Source organism: Deltaproteobacteria bacterium, from assembly GCA_018668695.1.
In the GTDB taxonomy this organism is placed as follows: Bacteria; Myxococcota; XYA12-FULL-58-9; order XYA12-FULL-58-9; family JABJBS01; genus JABJBS01.
Window position 1 is genome coordinate 18,123 of record JABJBS010000059.1, and the last position, 17,980, is coordinate 36,102.

Here is a 17,980-nt window from a genome sequence, read left to right on the forward strand (position 1 = left end):
CTCATAACCCCGATAACCGTGTTGCATTTGGGATCGTAAACAATTCCCAAGGGTCTTCTTTCAATTCGAATGTCACAGGTATCTTAACTTCTCTACCCTGTTCCGTATCGCCAAATGACCAACTCCAGCTTAAATCTTTCGAACTTCCCTTAGTCAAGAGTCTAAAGAAGCTCCAATGGGAATCCTGAGCAATCACAGCACCCGGGTAACGATGCTCGCCTGTGGTACGGTTTGTAAGCTGGATGCCCACTTGTGCAGTGGTTTGGTGGGTCCAGTCGAGCTTCAGCCCTTTAAGCGCAGGCTTTTGGTTGAAGTTGAAAAGTGATGTTTTTCCAGAGCTTAAATAAACCAACGTCAAAGCTTGTTTATCTTTAACCATACTTCCAAATAATTTAGGCGTCACGATAACTTCAAGCGGCCTGGGTGTACCGTCTTTATCCCAGAGTCGTCGGCTCATCCGTGCCACACGGTTGATAGACCTCAAAGTGTCTTCATGAATTCTAGGCTTACCTAAGTTTGAGCGCCGAACCCGGTACACACCGCGGTCCTTCACCAATACCGGATTAAAGATACGCGTAAACTGCTGATTGAATAGACCTCGTACGGGATGAAAGAATGCAGTCAGCTCTTCGGCGTTAATCTCAGCCTTGGCCTCGCGGTTGAATGGGAACTTCGCCAATAACGTTTCCATTGGCAATGCTATTTTACGAGCCCACTGGTTTCGTACGTTCTTTTCTATATCGCGCAAACCAACTTGATAGAGCAAAAGAATGGGCTCTCGAAAGGGCTTGGCAAGCTCAGGGCTCAGCTCCACGCTCGCCACCCAGTCGTCAACCAATTTCAAATAATTCCCTACAGAACCTTGAAGAATGTCGAGACTGATCTTGCCTGCAGGGCTTAGGAGCTCGCGTAAGCCTTGCTCAGCCCCACCCGTTTGCTCTTCAGCTTCTGGTTCTGCCGGTTCACCCGTAGAAGCTGCGTTGAGGCCCTGGCGCAGTTGCGCAAGGATAGCCTTATAGCGCTTGAGATCGCCGCCATCCTCTGTCTTCGCCAAAATACCAATCAGAGGCTTATAATCCTCATTCAGGTTAATCATCGGCGCTAACATTTCGTTCATATTCTCAGGAAATGTAAATGAGGCATTTCCCTCTATAGCTGTTAGAAAATCTTGAAATGGACTTACGGTATCGAGCATTTGAGCAATGACAATCTGAATAGCCTCTGTAGAACGAGCTTGAATCGAGAAATCAGAGTAGAAATCAGATAACTGTTGCGAGTAGTCTTCCGTATAATCGTAAACTTTTCGCTGTACAAACATCTTGAGCTTCGCTGAGAGCTCTGGATCAAAATCGAGCATCACGAGCAAATCGGAAACCTGCTGAACACTTGGAATAACTTCCGTATTAAACGCAGAGCGCGTGAAAATACCGTCCAAGATTGCGTCCCCGGTGAACTCTGCAACCGGCTTACCGTATGGATTCATCAAAACTGGATTATAAGCCGTTGAAGTACTTTCCGGAAAGAACGCATCATGCCGACCCAATCGGTCGCAATGTAAAAAGGCCGAGACCATGCTTCGTAACCGAGTCTTTTGAACAACAGCTTGCCATTCAGCGAGCTTAATCACCCAAGTCTGGCCCGTTCCAAAATCAAATCCCAGCACACGTTTTTCTTGCTCCTGCGTCTCAATGGCGATGCCAAGAGCACTCGCAAGCTCACTTAAGGAAACGATTGATTCCTGATTCTCCGCCAAATCCGTATTTTGCACAGTTAGGATGAGTTCTTTTAGAGCACCTGACATTTTATCAATAGAACGTGTCACTTCGAGATGCTGAGCGTATACGCCAAGAGATTTGGTGGCGCTGCTGCCAACACTTTGTACCAACAAATTGTATATTACTAATGCGGCACTCTGATGTTGTACCTGCGTCAGATAGCCCTGCAGCTCTTTAGAGCTTTTTTGAAGCTGCTCAAGCCCTACCGCATCCATAGGCATGCGCTGCATCAGGACCTCGGTAGAACGAATAAACGCAATCCAGGGAGCCAGTTCGTAAACAGGAGAAAAGCTTAGATTCTCGGGTATCTGAACCTCAAGAGGACCAGAGTAGAGTTCGGTATTTCTACCCACGTAGCTTTCGATAACATCCCCGGGGATACCTGTAACCTGCTCCCAATCAGTAATTCTCGAGCCTATAACCGGACCAAAATCGTTGTACTTGGTGCTATACAGAATGCCTAAGAGGTAAATGGAGCGACCCAGCGGAGATAGCCCACTGCCGGCTTTGGCGATCTCGGGTAGTAATAAATCATCCTGGATCGTCTTTATAAACTGCTGACGAATCTGCTCTCGACCATCGTCGTAAAACCCAAAACCGATTAATGAAGCCAGGCGTTTCTTATCAGGATCGGTATAACTGATAATTTTCTCGCGGAGTTCTTTCTCGGTAGCTCTGTGAGCCGTCGGCACATATTGATCTGCCGCGTCTTTCGCCAGTTCCCACTCGGTACGTTCGTGCTGGTAAATCCCTAAAGTACCCAGGGCCAACGTGAGACCAATCGCGGCGGCTGTAAGTTTGTGGACGCGAAGTGGACTGAAGGTTGAATCAAGACGCTGCGCGCAAACGAGGGGGTTACCTCCCGGTAGCTTATGATTCATTGCACAGAAGTAGATACTATCTCCCCGCGGAGGCTCACTCATCGGGTTGCTTGCGAATAATGACTCAAGAAAGTCGCCAAGCTGGGAAAGTTCCTTCGGTAGATGCTGCGTGAATGAAATAAAATCGAGATAGTCCTGAGCCGATAACGAGGTCAACGCCAAAGGCGAATAGTCTTCGATGGCGCTTATGCGTGCTAAGGTAGCATTGAGTTCACCTGCATCAAGGTCAACGTTGCTCGCAATCTGTGAGGAGTTACTTAAACGTGACCACGCTTCAAACCCTTCAACTTCATCCGTCGAGGTGATTGCGAGTCGAATGGTTAAAGCCTGCTTTCGTACCGAACTCAGCACATCCAACTTACCGCGAATCGATTCCGCCAGCTCACGTAAATAGTCAGGACTTTGCTCTCGCAGAGTATTCACAGACAGTGAAATGACCACCACCGGATCTGCCCGATTTAAGATAGGCGTGAAAGCCCGTAGCAACGCCTTGCGAACCATTTGGGTTGGCATGGACAAGAGCCTACCGGGTAACTCAATCGTAAGTGTTTGCGTTCCTAGATAAACATCGAGATTCTCGCCATTGAAGACTGCACCTGGATATTGACGTGCCTGGCGTTTCCAATCGGAGAAGGTGTCTGCCAACGCGGATTTTCCCGAGCCTGTATCACCTAAGACGATAATGGGAGTGAATTGATAGACTGAGCGCCGTAGGACTCTAGGTAATCCAGCGAGGAAACCTTTCCAATCCTTCAAGATGGCTGAGGCCTTTAAATGAACGACAGGTGGAGCCTTGGCAATTGGCGCGGGGCTTTCATCCCAAGCCATATCTTCTTGAGCTGCCGCCGCTTTCTTATCGCGCCGCTTCTTCCACACAATGAGCGCAAAGCCGCCCACGAGAATAGCAAGACCGATTAATCCAAGAATTAACTTGGTATCGACTTCTATGCCCATCTGCTTCAGATATTTTAAAACAGTTTTAACCGTTTTCATCAGCGACACTTCCGCGTTTAGCACCTGGTATGCTTGTCACACTCCGAGTTTGTAGAGACCATAACCCGTGATACCCGACTCCACAAAAAACCTGTTATTCGCCCCATTGCCGAACGACTCTTTTCGTCGGCCCCGTGGCATATTGGACCCGAACTTTCTTCTTTTCCTGAGGAATCAGCTCAAATTCGAAGCGATAAACGTTGATATCGAGGGTTTCACTCAGTTTTTCAGGATCTTTATCCATAAAAATCTGCATTTCTCCCTCCGCGCTGTTCACATTGGTCTGCGCGACTTTCGGACTGACAAGTTTGACGGCCTCGTACCATTGCTTCGCCGATTCATCGTAGCTCACAATATACCAAGCCATTTTGACTTTCGTATTGGTTAAAGGCTTGGCCAGCTTGGCCCGGATATTCGATTGGTTGCCTTTGCTTATGTAGCAAGAAATTCGAATCGGGTCGGTATCACCACCTTGATACTTAAAATCATCGATCAACCCGATGCAACGAACCGTTTCACCACGGATCACGGTCTGGCCTGCTCCGGTAAAGGGGTTCCAGACCTCGATGTCTTTCGACAAATTCAATCCACCGCACCCGCTCCAACTCAGCAAATAGCCGACGGTCCCTTTTTCACTCGGATTTACATTAAACCCGTAGCGCCAATCACATTTAAAATCGAGACTGTTCGCGTCTGAACCCATTGCACTCTCCCTCGCTACCTGAGGATTTAAGCTAAAAAAGGTAAGATTCCCAAAATTTTGCTCGAGAGATTCGTCCATCAAGCCACATTTTCGGTGGATCGTATTAAAAAAGAGATCTGATCAAAGCGAAATAAAAGCGAGGTGGGGATCAAAATGGTACAATTTAGTTTGAGGGCAATGACCGTCTAAAAACCCCGGAGGAGTTCTTAAATCAAGGGTTTGCCGTTTTACGAGTTATTTTAAGTCGGGTTTCACCACCGTTGGAGCGTCTCGCCGAAAACTGGACGTCCCACATATTTGGATCGAATATGAAAGAGATCCACACACGGAGGTAACCGGTTATGGCACATTGGCTTTCAGCTGAAGATATTTGCTCACAGTATACTGTCAAACTCAGTACGTTGATGACTTACAGCAGCCGCGGCAATTTAGGCCGCCAAGTAACCCCACGTGGCAAGACGCTTTTTAACGCGCGACAAGTTGCAAACCTGTTTCCACCGCGTTCTCAAAATGCGAATAACCCTAAGCCGATGAGCCTGGGGACACTGGGTCAAGCTATGCTTGGTAAATCGAGAGCACGCACCATCATCGAAGATGGCCGCGTTCAGGTATCGCGTATAGGTAAGCGCAATCGAAGTGTGAACCAGCCTCAGGTCACCACACATCACGGCTCACAAAGCGTTAAAAAGACGGCTTAATCTTCATCCTGCGGCGCTTCGCGCACACGAATTGTAAGTTCTTCGTCTTCGACATCCACAACAACTGCTTCAGATGCTTTAAGTTTGCCCTCGATGACAAGCTCCGCGATGGGATCTTGGAGACTGGTCTGAATTTGTCTCTTCAAAGGTCTTGCCCCGTATTCAGGATCAAAACCGGCTTCAGCAAGCGCCTTTAGACCAGCATCAGAAACTTCCAGATCCATCTCTTGTTCCCTTAAGAGCTCTCCAAGACGATCCAACTGAATCTTCACGATTGGAATCATGCTCTCCAGCGCCAGCGCCCGAAAGACCACCACATCATCTAATCTGTTGATGAACTCAGGACGGAAATGTTCCTTCACCGCGCCCATGATACTTGCACGAAGCGTATCGTAATCAATGCCTGGTTTCGCGGCATCTCGCGCACCAAGGTTCGAGGTGAGAATGATAATCGTATTCTTAAAGTTTACTTCCGTTCCCTGACTGTCCGTAAGGTGTCCGTCGTCGAGAACTTGAAGCAGTAAATTGAAAACATCCTGATGTGCTTTTTCGACCTCATCGAGTAATACGACGCTGTATGGCTTGCGCTTCACCTGGTTGGTGAGAACCCCGCCCTCTTCGTAGCCCACATAGCCAGGAGGAGCCCCGACAAGACGCGCAACCGAGTGCTTCTCCATATACTCGCTCATATCAATTCGAATCAGCGCTCGCTCATCGCCAAACATAAAGTCTGCTAAAGCCTTGCAGAGCTCCGTTTTTCCCACACCCGTCGGCCCGACCATCAAGAACGAAGCAATCGGGCGGCGGGGGTCTTGTAAGCCTGCTCGTGAGCGCCGTACAGCCCGTGCCACTTTCTGCACTGCCTCTGCTTGACCAACCACTCGGCCTTCAAGCAGGCCCTCCATCGCCATCAGCCGCTCGCTCTCCTCGTCTTGTAACTTCGTAACCGGAATGCCTGTCATCCGTGCGACCATTTCCTGAACATCAGCCTCGGTAACGGCTTGGCGAAGAAATCTAACTTCCTCAACTTCTTCTGGATTGAGATCATCGAGTGCTTTCTCTAAATCCGGAATCGTTTTGTATTGAAGCTCAGCTACCCGTGCGAAATCTTGCTCACGAATTTTCACATCCATTTCGCGCCGAGCATCCTCGAGAGATTTCTTGGTTTCCTGAACCACCAAGACGCTTCCCTTTTCACGCTCCCACACCGCGTTGAGTTCAGCTGCTGTCGCTTTCAACTCGTCCAGCTCACTGCGTAGCTCCTCAATTTTTTTCGTGCTTGGTGCTTCGATATCTTGCTCAAGTGCTCGAATCTCAATTTCACGTTGAACAATGTTATCACTGAGCGTTTCAATCTCTTCCGGGCGCGAGGCCAACTCGGTTCGTAGGTTGGCCGCAGTTTGGTCGATGACGTCGAGCGCTTTATCGGGTAAAAACCGATTCGCGATATAGCGGTGACTCAAGCGAACTGCCGCGTGAATTGCGCCGTCCGTGATGCGTACACCGTGGTGAGCTTCGTAAGTTTCTTTAAGGCCTCTTAGAATAGTCGTAGACTGCTCTGTAGACGGCTCTTCCACCATGACCTGCTGAAACCGGCGTGTAAGCGCTGGATCTTTTTCGATGTGCTTGCGGTACTCATCAAGTGTGGTAGCACCCACGCAGCGAAAATCTCCCCGGCTTAGGGCAGGCTTTAAAAGCCCTACGGCATCGGTGCCGCCCTCCTTACCGCCTGCGCCCACGAGCGTGTGCAATTCATCGATAAAGAGAATGACATTACCCGCATCAGAAACTTCTTGCAAAACGGTCTTGAGCCGCTCCTCAAATTCTCCTCGGTAACGTGCCCCAGCTAACAAAAGTCCGATATCGAGACATAGGACCACTTGACCTGCAATATTGTCGGGAACAGAACCGGATTCGATACGCTGAGCCAAGCCTTCAATGACAGCCGTTTTACCCACACCCGGTTCACCAATCACGACTGGATTATTTTTAAGGCGTCGGCTTAGAACTTGAATAACCTGACGAATCTCTGCATCGCGGCCAATGACAGGATCAAGCTCACCCTCACGTGCGGCATCGCTTAAATTCACCGTATAACGAGCCAGGAATTCACCTTCTCCAACCACGGACTCCCCCGAAGCCTTCAACTGAGCGGCCGAAAGCGCTTGTTTGAGCTTTGGAAGTTTTGCGCCGCTTTCTTCAAGCAGCTGCCCAACCGATTCAAAATCCAGCATCGCCCCAAAAATATGAGGTACTTCGATATTTGCTCCATCTGCTTGAGGGACCAGCTCTTCAGCCGCCATCAAGATGGACTCTAATTGACGATTGATCGGTGTATTACCCGCTCCAGCTTCAGCTTTCTCAACGGATTCAATCGCCACTTGGCTGGCCTGCTCAAGCTTCGTGAGATCTACTCCCGCAGTGGTCAGCCAATTGGCGCAGCTTTCAACCTTGCCGTCCACCATATGAGCCAGAAGATGATAGGGAGTCACATGACGATGGTTGTGCTTAACGGCCAAGCGACAGCCAGCCTCAATCCAATTTCTCGCAGCAGAACCAAAACGCTCAATCAACATAATACAGTCTCCCAGCTCCCGCCCTTTGAAGGCGTAGATGGGATAACATACGGAGAAAATTAGAGAGGTTCAATCAAAAGAAAATCAAGACATAAGACGCCAAAAATCACCGTCAACAAATATCGCTTCCAAGAAGTTTTCGAGGTCCATCAAGGCTTTACTAAGAGCTTTTCCCGCTTCCCCCTGAGGCAAAACGGGCTCTATGTCCTCAAACTCATCTAAATCCAGGTCACCGGGCTCAGACTCTAGCTCTTGCATTGGCTCGGCTTCATCATCTTCGGGGCTTTGCTCAGAGGGAACCGGCGAGATACCCAGCCAGCTATTCATGTCTTCTTCGATAGACTGAAAGAGGACGTTGAAGGTCTCAGCGTAGTCTGGAAATGACTTGAAAAGTGATTCACGCAGGGTTTCAAACCGCGCCAAGACTTCGGGCTCCCACTGAATTTTCGTCTGTATGATGTTTTTAGGCTGATCCAATACCGGTGTTTCAACCGGTACCGCTTCAGACCAGCCGTCCCGAACCTCATCAAGATTGAAGAAGTCGTTCGAGTCTTCATCTTCGGATGAAAAAAACATAGTCAGAGACCGGCCTTAGAGATGCAATTCAAGATAACTAAAGAGATAACCACAGCAAACTGCGAAAGCTCCAGCACTGAGAGCACCTGCGTATAGCCTACGGGGAAATGAGACCAAGGATATCCGCGCAACCGGCAGCTTCTTATCAGGATCTCCGCTCACCAAATGGCGTGTTGGGATCCGCTGGCGCAGCATGGAGCCGTAGAGCTTAATCTTCTCAGCATCGCTGACATAACGTCCTCGAAAGCCGTGCGAGAGACAGAAATAGAAAACTTCAAAAATCACCGAAGGCGTGTCCGACTTACTAAGCAAGTTGTCGATTCCTTCGTAGAAGCGTTCACCACCGTTATCGATTTTATAGAGCTCGCGCTGAAGCGGCTGCCAAGGGCGCGCTAGAGTCGTGAGCTTTAGCTGTACCACCTCATCAATATAGATAACCAGAGGGAAGAGGCAAAAGTAGACTTCCCTTTCAGATAATTCATGCGTGAGATTTTTCTTTAAACTGTCGAGAGTTTTGCGAAGGGATGCGCGTAAGGCCACCATGTCGGCGCCGCCTACATCTGCTTCAGCATGAAAAGACTGACCTGCTCCAACTGCCCCCGTAAGAGGGTCAAGTTCTTCTTGTTTGGCTTCGAAGAGTTCTTGTTTAACCTGTGCCTCTTCGCAAAGATTCATCGCAGCTATGAAAGCCGCCCGAATATTTGTCCACAAAGGTTGGGACTCTTGGTTCACCATCAATTCGGTCATCTCTACCTCAGATTTGCGTCTGAAATGTGAAGTGTTCCTCGAGATTTGGAATATCGACCTCAAGTTCCACTACTTCTTCGATACTCCATGCCTGTAAAAGTTTCAAAACTTCCGCGAAAAACAGGTCTACAGCTGGCAGAAGGTTTGTATCCATATTCTCTAAGACTAAATAATAGACGAACTTCATACCGCTTGCCTGGCGGCCCGACGGAACTTGCTTCACATCAACACTGGCAACCGATTGCAGTAGGCGCTGAAAGTATTGATGCTTACCTGCCCCAAGTGCTTCCAATAGAAAAAGTAAATCTTCACGGCCGAGAAAACGCTGGGTTTTAAGAGCCACCATGCGCAGTAAATCATCCACACGTTCGCTCAGCCCACTGTCTCGGGAGGGTTCAACAACACCTACGCGTTCCCATTCAACGCCCTCGAGAAAGCGGTCTGGTAGAGATACTTCGGACTCTAAAACGGTTGAACGTCCCGCTCCGGGCTGAATCCACAAAGCCTCGGTGGCAACCGTCACGGGTTCAATCAATGCGTCGGGAAGCTGAAGACTCAAAAACGCGCGCCTCTTGGCCCCCACGCCTTCGATATTGGGCTGGTAAGACTCACCCCTGCCGCCCACAACCTCAGGTAAAATCGGTTCGGAACCCTGATCTCCAAGCTTATAAACACCTTGAATCGAGTGCATCCTATAGCCCTCGTCAAACTCAGGGTGCTTAATGCGGTACCTGTCCTTGGTACCATCAACCACCAACGGGTTGGCCATATCTCGGCGCAGGTTAATGATAGCAGTTGTGCCGAGCTGCAATGTCTCGTTGGTCACCCGCAGGTCCAGAGGCCAGCTTCGATCAAGTTCTAGAGAAATTTCAAAAGATGACCAATTTCGAGGTGTTTGATTCACTTGGACCGAGACAAACAATTCTTGGTGCGGGTAATGAAAAGCGAGACGCGACCGTTCTACCGGGCTTAAAGACAACTGGCGAGCAGTTTGCGGCGCCCCCGTGACGCGTCCAAAGGAAACCCTGCATACACTTGGCTCTGGGTTATCGCTTCCCTCATCAAAACAAATCGAAGCGCTCACGATGCTTTGTTTAAGCTTGGAGTACACGAGCAAAGAGGAGACAAAATCACCTAAATGATTCACAAAAAGTTCAAGCTTCCCGACTGCATCATTACGAGAAAACTGGCTCTTAAATCCCAGACGCATGGTGCTGCCCTCGTTGCCACGTCGCTCCATTCGGATGGACTTAAGCTCGATTGGCACGATGTGCATGGGATGCAGCGTTCGAAACGAATACCTATCTTCGCCTGGGTCTTTAGCCCCATCTGATTGGCGTGGGACCTCGATCACCACCTCAGTGTCAGCGGGTAAATCCGTCGCGTCTACAAAACGAGGTCCGGGTAAGGCGCGAAGCATCGTCATCGCCGGGACCGGGCTTAGTAGATAAGGAAAATGCTGCTCGAACATACGCAGACTGTGGCGCTCAACACTTCGCTCCCCAGCCAGACGTGACCGAGCGCTGAAGACCGCCAGGGCCTCAACCATACGCTGAACATCCTGATCATCACGTTCCACCGGAGCAAACGGATGAATACCACTGTAAGTGATCCTGAACTTTTCGAGCAGTTCCAGCTCACTCAAAAATTCGTCGTAGAGTTCGCTATCGAGTTTCATTTCGTTTGTCCTACCTAGCCCAGCTTCACCATGGCACCGCTAACCTGTACCATCTGCCCTTTGATTGTCGTTAGATTCTGTCCCACTTGAGTGGTGGGAGCTTTCAACTCAGCCATGGCCTTGCCTTTAACTGATACCTTGGCCGCGCCAAGCTCTGCTTGACCTTTGGAGTTGATGGCTACCTTGGTTTTACCAGTGACCGCCACACTCAGACCTTCGGCCGTGAAAGCTGCTTTCGCGCTGGCCTTGAACGAGTTCTTCGAGGCAAGGGTCATCGCGCTGGTGCTTTTCACATTCATCGCATTTTTAGATTCAAGGGTCATCGCCTTCGTACTTTTCACGGAGAGAGTATCTTTGGACTCGTGGGCTGTCGTTTTGGACGACTTCATCGTGATTGTTTCTGCGTCCACCTTAAAGTCTTTGACCTTTACAGTGACCTCTTCTTCGTTTTGGGTAATGGTGCTGGTGCCTTTATCGCCGGTGACTTTAATCACCACACTCAAATCTTTTTGAGTAATCGTGCTGGTTTTTTTCTTACCCTTGAACGTAGTCGTGATGCTTTTACCGTCCATCACGATGGACTGAGTGACCTTGCCCTTATCGTCGGTGAGCTTGACCGTAATTCCATCTGTCTTGCTGAGTTCGACGCGACACACAAACGCATTAGCCATAGTCTTGGAATCCCGATGGAAGTTAAAAACCGATTACTGATACTGATTCGTAGCAAAAGAGTGGCTAAGGGTCCATTTAACGGCCTTAAAGAAAAATTCAGCATTAAATGGCGCAAATTTTTAAGATCAATAAACCTTGGACTATAAACAAGTACTGATTATGACTGAAGAGAGCTTTTTTTATAAAACCAGGCTAACTGCCGTGGCGTTTTGCACAATATCAGTGCTTTGCGGTTCTGCGTCGGCAAGCAATAGTCCTGACTTGATTCAGCAAATACTGAACCCCAAGGAATCTGAGCTCAAAATCGAAACAGCGGAAGACAAAGGTCCGCTGAGTATCGAAGAAATCATCAATCCGCCCATTTTCTCGGCATCCAACACCCGAGAGAATGCGCTCACTGCACCAGCCTGGGTTATCATCATTACCGGCGAAGAGATGCGAGAGCGCGGTTATATTGAGCTTTCTCAAATCTTCGATGACTTACCTGGAATTGATGTCTCGCGGCCATTCGGAGCCACTTGGTTTCGCCCCTATTGGCGAGGGCGACGCAGCGGCTCCTGGGGCGATAACTTTTTATTCATGATCGACAACATCCCGTGGCACGACCATATTTACGACAATGCACGGATGATGGTTCCCATATCCTATATTGACCGAGTCGAAATTGTTTACGGGCCAGGGTCCTTGATTCACGGTAGCAATGCCATGATGGGCTCGATCAACGTGGTCACCAAGGGTGAGAGCAAGCAGCTTGGAACACAATTCGCGGTTGTCAGCGGTATTCATGCCCCGCAGTCTATGATCGACCAGGCCAATAAAATCCGTTACCTCACCGACTTTAGCATTCTTCATAAAAGTGATGATTTTAGGTTGAGCGTCACGGGACGACTCGAGCAAGGACACGTCGATGAAGTCATTGGAGACTTCAGCGAGTACGAATACGGTTCCACTCGGTCTGAGCACTATGGTGACAAGGACCTCTGGGGACCTACTCTAATCGAGAAGTACCCAAACCTTAGCGGTGAGTTTCGCTCTCCCTTTCGAGATATGAGCCTTGATATTCGGCTGATGACAGATGAGGCCGAAGTTGGTTTCCAATACTTTGACTTCAAGCGAGGCACCGGTTCGCAGTATGCGGCCGACCGCTTCCAAAACCAGTCTATTTGGCACGATACCTTCTATGGGGCACATGTACGCTACACCAAAACCTTCGACCGACTTCAGTCACAATTCCTCGCACGGTTTCGAGCAAGCGTTTGGCCGGAAGATAATACACTGCTGCTCTTGAGTGGAAATCCAGTCACAAACACCAGCCCCGGCACCGTCAAGCTCAACCATTATGAGGCCTCCAATCACGGCATCGAAATCAATGAGTTTCTAAAGTACCAGATTCCAAAAGTCTTCGGGAATGACGAGCTGACTCTCATTGGCGGAGTCAATTACGCTTACAACGAAGTGGTGCAAGGCTGGACATCGTATACCGGTATTTTTCAAGACACTGACGCTGGAACCAATAACCCAGAGGCTGGAACCCTGGAAACCGAGAGTGGACAAGTTGGTGTGGATGAACTCCCTCCTGCCAACAAGCTGGGTCTACACCGTATTGCGGGCTACCTGATGGCCAAATACACTTTCTTAGATGACCATCATCTCGACCTCGGAATCAGAGAGACCTTTACCCGGAACAATTTCTATACGTCTTTTAGAACTGCTTATGTACTCTCATTTTGGGATCGCTTCACCTTTAAAGCAATGCTCGGCCGCGCCTTTAAAATACCATCGCAGCGACAAACTTATGGCTTTAATACGGCGTCTCTCAATCAAGAGGATACCGAAATACGGGTTGAAACATCGACCACTTATGAGCTGAGCTTGAACTACAATTCGGACAATATAAATATTCAGCTAAGCCCCTACTTTGTAGAAAACAAGAACATTTACTCCATAGATTTTGCGAACAAATCTACTGATTTTTACGCCGCTGAAATCCTAGGGGTGGATCTGGCTGCGATTGCATCCATACCGGTTCCCCAAATGAAGCAATTGAAACTCTGGACCTATGTGACTTGGTACCCTCTAACCCGCCGAGCACCTTACTCCAGCGCATGCAATGAGAAGAGCCGAGCCGATTACATCTCAAACGGCGTGATGGGTCACAACTTAACGAATCGTGAATGCTGGATTGGTGATATCGCGAACCTACAAATCAAAGGCGGAATTACCGCCAAACCCATCAATCGTCTCGTGGTCACAGCCCTTGCTCGCTACGTCAACAAACGCGTCACTGTAAGTTCAAATTCAATTGCAAAAATAGACCCTTACGTCACATTGGACGCCAGCGTGATGGTCAAAAACATTGGTCTTCACGGCCTGAATATGAGCTTAACCGTAACCAACCTCACGGATGCCCGTTATTTTCACCCAGGTATCGGTGCGGCAAACTCTGGAGACATTGAAGGTCTCTTCGAAGCCGGTGCCGACAAAGGCAGCGCCGGCGGTCTAAACTCGCTTTTACCGCAACCAGGACGCGCCTTTCAGTTGCTCATCTCCACAGAATTAGACTAAACGGTTGATTCAACCCGCCAAAGCTTATGGCTTCGGCTGAGAAGATGGCCGATACGATGTTGCCAGATACCACCGAAAAATTAAGTCAGCTGCTCGGTGTTGAATCGAACGAACGCAAACTTGTTAGCCGAGTCTTTATTCAAGCCTTACTCATCGGTCTTCAAAACTTATTCACGCGAACTGCTGTGTTTGCGATATTTCTAGAAACTCTCTCCGCATCAGAGCTGCCAACTATCTACATCGTCGCAGGCTTGATTCTTCCTATCTTCGGAACAACCTTTTCACGTTACGCCAAAACACACAGCTCCCTCAAAGCTTACCGGCTCTCACTTGCCCTCACGATTTGTATGCTGGTGGGCATGCGTTTTTCTTTAGACGTTTTAGAAAGCAGCTATCTAAGCATCGTAGCGCTCCCCATTTTTTACCTCATTACATTCAGACTGCTCTCCATGTCTCTTTGGGGTACCGCCAACGCTGTCTTTACGTTAAGGCAGAGTAAACGACTTTATGGCTTGATCACGGCCGGCGATAAATTCACGACTCTCATTGCAGGCCTTTTGGTTCCAAGCCTACTGCCCATCATCGGTACCGAAAACTTACTTTTTCTATCCATCGTCACGATGATTTCAGCCTTCTTCAATCAGTCTCAAATTTTGAAGGCGGGGAGCATTCAAGAAGAAGAAGAGGAAGAAAAAAGAGCGGAACAAGCCGCCGTCTCGGCTGGGTTATCTGAAGACGAAGAGTCTACCTATAAACGCTACATGAAGCTTGTTCTCGCACTTCAAGCCGCCATATCTGCTCTCTACTTTTCAATCGACAATGCTTTTCTAACTGAAGTTCACAGCAACTTTCTCACGGCCGAGGCATTGGCAAGCTTTCTAAGCTATACATCCGCCGCCACCGCTCTTGGCTCCATTATTCTGGGCGCAATCAGTGCTCGAACCATTGTTGAGCGGTTCGGAACCATTAGCATGCTCCAGATCACACCCATCGTGGTCGTGGTACTGGCAATCCTAGGCGCAAGCACCGCAGCTTTGCTCCCAGCTACCATTTGGATTTTGGCCATTTTGACTGTGATGCGAGTTGCCGAACGGTGCCTTACGCCCACTGTATTCAATCCAAGCTTTCATTCCCTCTTTCACCCGTTGCCTAAAGAGCTGGGATCAAAAGCCCACAACTATTCCATCACCATTGCCGGGCCGCTTGCTGGAGCCGGAGTGGGTCTTTTGCTGCTTGCGCTCAAGAGCATCACCACTCCAACCACCGCACTCTTTTGTACGTTGATTTTTGTCTCCGGCATCACAATGATTGTCATCTGCCGCCAAACCGGTCTTCTCTACCCCAAGGTTCTTACCTTCGCGGTCGGCTCACGGCGGATGCACAATATTGAATTGGGTTTAAATGATAAGCACAGCCTGCAATTGCTCGAGGCAGGGCTTTCATCACAGCGGGCTGAAGAGGTTATCTACAGTTTAGATTTACTCCTCAAACTCAGGCCTGAACGCTTAAGACCTCTTTACCCAGAATTGCTCCAACACCCACAATCACTTGTTAGGCGTCATGCCATCGAGAGCATTGCCCAAGACCTTAAAGAAGAGTCCACGGACCAGCTCGTCGAAGTTCTCGCCAATGAGGTCTCCCCTGCAGTGAAGGCCACGGTCTTAAAAGCCATTGCCGAATCTAACCCAGAGCGCAGCCACGATATCCTGACTCCTTTTTTGCAGGTCAGCCATTCCCGTCTTCTCTTAACGGCCCTGACCTCGCTCATCAAACACGGGGGGCTTCGCTCTATTATTGCAGCTGGTACTCGGCTCCAAGCTCTCGAACGCTCCGAGACACCTTCTGAACGTGCACTCGCGGCTCAAGCTATTGGAGAGATTGAGAACCCTTCATTTTATCATGGCCTGGAAGATTTACTAAACGACGAACACCTCCTTGTCCGCCAAACAGCACTCGAAGCCGCCGGTCAGCTCGCAGCACCTCAGTTGCTAGGAGCCACCCTCAACGCACTCTCAGAACCTCAACTTGAAGCGATTGCCCTTCAATCGTTAAGTGAATCTGGTGAATCCTCCATCGATGCTCTCTGGGAAGCCTACGGCGACGACGACCAGTCTTTTCGAATTCGCCGCCATATCCTGGTTTTGCTGGGTAAGATGAAGAGTGAGATAAGTTCAAACCTACTCTTTGAACATCTTGAAAACAGTGACCCAGAGCTTGAAGAAGAGCTGCTTTACGCTCTCCATGACGCGGACTTCAAGGCCAACTCTGTTCATTTCAATCAAATCGAAGCACGCATCAACCTTGAAGGAAAGCGCGCCATCACTTTGCTTCAAGCACTCACCGCCTACGCGGATGCAACAATGCAGGGTGCTATCCACCTGCGGGAAACACTTCAGCACGAATTTGAAAAGGTCATTCAGCGGATGCTTTTGCTGGCATGCTTCTTTGCCCCCAACCTACCTTTTCGGCGCATGTACGCCAGTATTTACCTGGGCCAAACCAAAGACATCGCATTCTACTGCGAGCTGGTTGAGCAAAGCTTACCGGGGCATATCGCAAAACGCCTTGTTCCACTGATTGAACCTCTTGACCAAGCGACCCGAGTTCAGAAGCTTGCAAACATCTACAACGAGGAGCTCTCGGAACCCCTTAACGACCTCATGTTGATGGCAAACGGGCAATTTGCCAGTCGCTCAGCTTGGCTTGCGGTATGTGCAGGATGGTTTTTCGACGAACTCACGCGCTCTGGCAGTGTCGATACGGGAACCCACTCACTCAAGAACATCTACCTTGAGCGTAAGGTACAACGGCTTCAAAACATCGATATATTCTCCCGTTGCTCTAAAGCGATGCTGGCAGAAGCACTCAACTGCTTCGAGATTAGAGAAGTTAAGGAGGGTGATGTCGTTGTTACCAAAGGACTCCCACAAAACTCCCTCTACGTTGTCGAAACCGGTGCTTTAAAAAGTACGGAAGAACACTTTCGCGAAGGTCAGTGTTTTGGAGACGAAGCGCTCGTTGGCGCAGAACTCGTGCACGAGACCACTCACGCCGAAACCGACAGTCACATCATGGTATTGAGCCGAGAAGATTTTAGTCTGCTTCTGCAATACAACTTACCCCTCTATTTATCGGTCCTTGAAGGCCTTTTGCTGCAAATAATCAGTGCCCTGACCAAGCGCGAAGAAAAAATCTCTCCCACCCCTTCTGCCAATAAGCAAAATGATTCACGGGATCTCAACAGTCTTATCGAACAAGAACTCTTGGTGAAAAGCTGTGCGCTTTTCGAAAAATTAGACCGCACAGCCCTTCAGCAGCTTTTGATAAGCGCTCAGATTATCACACTCGAACCCGGAGAATCTTTGTACCAACAAGGTGAACCAAGCCAGCATCTTTATATCGTAGGTTCTGGGGACATCACTCTTCATAGCGACGAGACAGTTCGGCTCTACCTTGAACGCGGCGCAAGCTTTGGCAAATATTCGTACCTTAGCGCTGGCGGTGCATTGCCTACCAACGCTCGCACGGAGCAAGGTGCAGTCGTTTTGCAAATTGACGGGGGTTCCATCGACTCCATGATTTGGGCCAGTCGCGAACAAATTGAAATGACGATTGGATATCTTTCAAGCGCTCAAAGAGCCCTGAGCCCGAAACTTCAGGAATTTACCTGGTTTTAAGAGACTTCCCTAAGATTGGCCAGACGCAAGACCTTGCGCAATCGCTTCAAGGTGACGTTTATGACGCACCTTTGCGATGGTTAGAGCCAAGTCTTCATTACTCGAGGTACAGGCCCTGCAAATACTAAAGCCCGAAAGTATTTCGAAACAGTGGCGTACCAGAGGGCGCATACAGGCATCACACTTTTCCCCCGCACCCGGCGTTTGGGTGAGCGGTTCGATTGGCTCAGCCGCCGCTAATGTAGGCTCTATCTGAGGAGCCATGGGCTCAGCCGCTTTAGCTTGGGCCTTATTTGCATAGAAGCAATCCGGGCAATAATAGGCTCCATCAACCTCGTGAAAGCTACCCGGCCCCGGCATCCCTCGCTGGCACCCAGAACATTCGTATGAGGCAGATCCAGGTGTGTACATGGGCCCGGGATCGACCTCTTGAGCTTGC

At 49.3% G+C, this 17,980-nt stretch carries 11 protein-coding genes; 3 read left to right on the forward strand and 8 right to left on the reverse strand.

Annotation, left to right across the window (positions count from 1 at the left end; translation table 11 throughout):
• Nucleotide 1: 1 nt before the first annotated feature.
• Together HOK28_03235 and HOK28_03240 are read right to left on the reverse strand one after the other, a co-directional pair.
• Nucleotides 2-3,649, reverse strand: coding sequence for a hypothetical protein (locus HOK28_03235; GenBank protein ID MBT6432079.1), 3,648 nt, complete (start codon nt 3,647-3,649; stop codon nt 2-4).
• A gap of 94 nt (nt 3,650-3,743) precedes the next feature.
• A complete protein-coding gene (locus tag HOK28_03240; GenBank protein MBT6432080.1) occupies nt 3,744-4,352 on the reverse strand; it encodes a hypothetical protein in 609 nt (202 codons plus the stop codon).
• A gap of 341 nt (nt 4,353-4,693) precedes the next feature.
• Between HOK28_03240 and HOK28_03245 the strand changes: the two genes are divergently transcribed.
• Nucleotides 4,694-5,050 carry a hypothetical protein gene (locus HOK28_03245; GenBank protein ID MBT6432081.1) on the forward strand — a complete coding sequence of 119 codons (357 nt, stop codon included), beginning with the start codon at nt 4,694-4,696 and terminating at the stop codon, nt 5,048-5,050.
• Here the strand turns inward: HOK28_03245 and HOK28_03250 are convergent.
• The 5 genes from HOK28_03250 to HOK28_03270 all read right to left on the reverse strand — a co-directional run bounded on the left by HOK28_03250 (nt 5,047) and on the right by HOK28_03270 (nt 11,298).
• The gene (locus tag HOK28_03250) at nt 5,047-7,626 is read right to left on the reverse strand and encodes an AAA domain-containing protein (GenBank protein MBT6432082.1); all 2,580 of its coding nucleotides are present in this window, start codon (nt 7,624-7,626) and stop codon (nt 5,047-5,049) included. The genes HOK28_03245 and HOK28_03250 overlap by 4 nt on opposite strands.
• An 84-nt stretch (nt 7,627-7,710) precedes the next feature.
• On the reverse strand, nt 7,711-8,202 hold the full coding sequence (locus HOK28_03255; protein MBT6432083.1) for a hypothetical protein: 492 nt from the start codon (nt 8,200-8,202) through the stop codon (nt 7,711-7,713).
• Nucleotides 8,203-8,217: 15 nt separating this feature from the next.
• Nucleotides 8,218-8,949 (reverse strand): hypothetical protein, encoded by a 732-nt coding sequence (locus tag HOK28_03260; GenBank protein MBT6432084.1) that lies wholly within the window; start codon nt 8,947-8,949, stop codon nt 8,218-8,220.
• A 7-nt stretch (nt 8,950-8,956) separates the two neighbouring features.
• A complete protein-coding gene (locus HOK28_03265; protein ID MBT6432085.1) occupies nt 8,957-10,627 on the reverse strand; it encodes a hypothetical protein in 1,671 nt (556 codons plus the stop codon).
• Nucleotides 10,628-10,641: 14 nt separating this feature from the next.
• Nucleotides 10,642-11,298, reverse strand: a complete 657-nt coding sequence (locus tag HOK28_03270) for a hypothetical protein (protein MBT6432086.1) — start codon at nt 11,296-11,298, stop codon at nt 10,642-10,644.
• Nucleotides 11,299-11,458: 160 nt separating this feature from the next.
• On the opposite strand from HOK28_03270, the gene HOK28_03275 reads away from it, so the two are divergent.
• On the forward strand, nt 11,459-13,864 hold the full coding sequence (locus HOK28_03275; GenBank protein MBT6432087.1) for a TonB-dependent receptor: 2,406 nt from the start codon (nt 11,459-11,461) through the stop codon (nt 13,862-13,864).
• 44 nt (nt 13,865-13,908) lie between these two features.
• Complete coding sequence (locus HOK28_03280; protein ID MBT6432088.1) at nt 13,909-17,541, forward strand: cyclic nucleotide-binding domain-containing protein; 3,633 nt, start codon at nt 13,909-13,911, stop codon at nt 17,539-17,541.
• 9 nt (nt 17,542-17,550) lie between these two features.
• On the opposite strand, the gene HOK28_03285 is transcribed toward HOK28_03280, so the two are convergent.
• Nucleotides 17,551-17,952 (reverse strand): hypothetical protein, encoded by a 402-nt coding sequence (locus HOK28_03285; protein ID MBT6432089.1) that lies wholly within the window; start codon nt 17,950-17,952, stop codon nt 17,551-17,553.
• Nucleotides 17,953-17,980: the final 28 nt, after the last annotated feature.

Bases quoted from the DNA above. Each gene is read 5' to 3' on its own strand.
- HOK28_03235 (MBT6432079.1), bottom strand. From the start codon at position 3,649: ATGAAAACGGTTAAAACTGTTTTAAAATATCTGAAGCAGATGGGCATA.
- HOK28_03240 (MBT6432080.1), bottom strand. From the start codon at position 4,352: ATGGGTTCAGACGCGAACAGTCTCGATTTTAAATGTGATTGGCGCTAC.
- HOK28_03245 (MBT6432081.1), top strand. From the start codon at position 4,694: ATGGCACATTGGCTTTCAGCTGAAGATATTTGCTCACAGTATACTGTC.
- HOK28_03250 (MBT6432082.1), bottom strand. From the start codon at position 7,626: ATGTTGATTGAGCGTTTTGGTTCTGCTGCGAGAAATTGGATTGAGGCT.
- HOK28_03255 (MBT6432083.1), bottom strand. From the start codon at position 8,202: ATGTTTTTTTCATCCGAAGATGAAGACTCGAACGACTTCTTCAATCTT.
- HOK28_03260 (MBT6432084.1), bottom strand. From the start codon at position 8,949: ATGACCGAATTGATGGTGAACCAAGAGTCCCAACCTTTGTGGACAAAT.
- HOK28_03265 (MBT6432085.1), bottom strand. From the start codon at position 10,627: ATGAAACTCGATAGCGAACTCTACGACGAATTTTTGAGTGAGCTGGAA.
- HOK28_03270 (MBT6432086.1), bottom strand. From the start codon at position 11,298: ATGGCTAATGCGTTTGTGTGTCGCGTCGAACTCAGCAAGACAGATGGA.
- HOK28_03275 (MBT6432087.1), top strand. From the start codon at position 11,459: ATGACTGAAGAGAGCTTTTTTTATAAAACCAGGCTAACTGCCGTGGCG.
- HOK28_03280 (MBT6432088.1), top strand. From the start codon at position 13,909: ATGGCCGATACGATGTTGCCAGATACCACCGAAAAATTAAGTCAGCTG.
- HOK28_03285 (MBT6432089.1), bottom strand. From the start codon at position 17,952: ATGTACACACCTGGATCTGCCTCATACGAATGTTCTGGGTGCCAGCGA.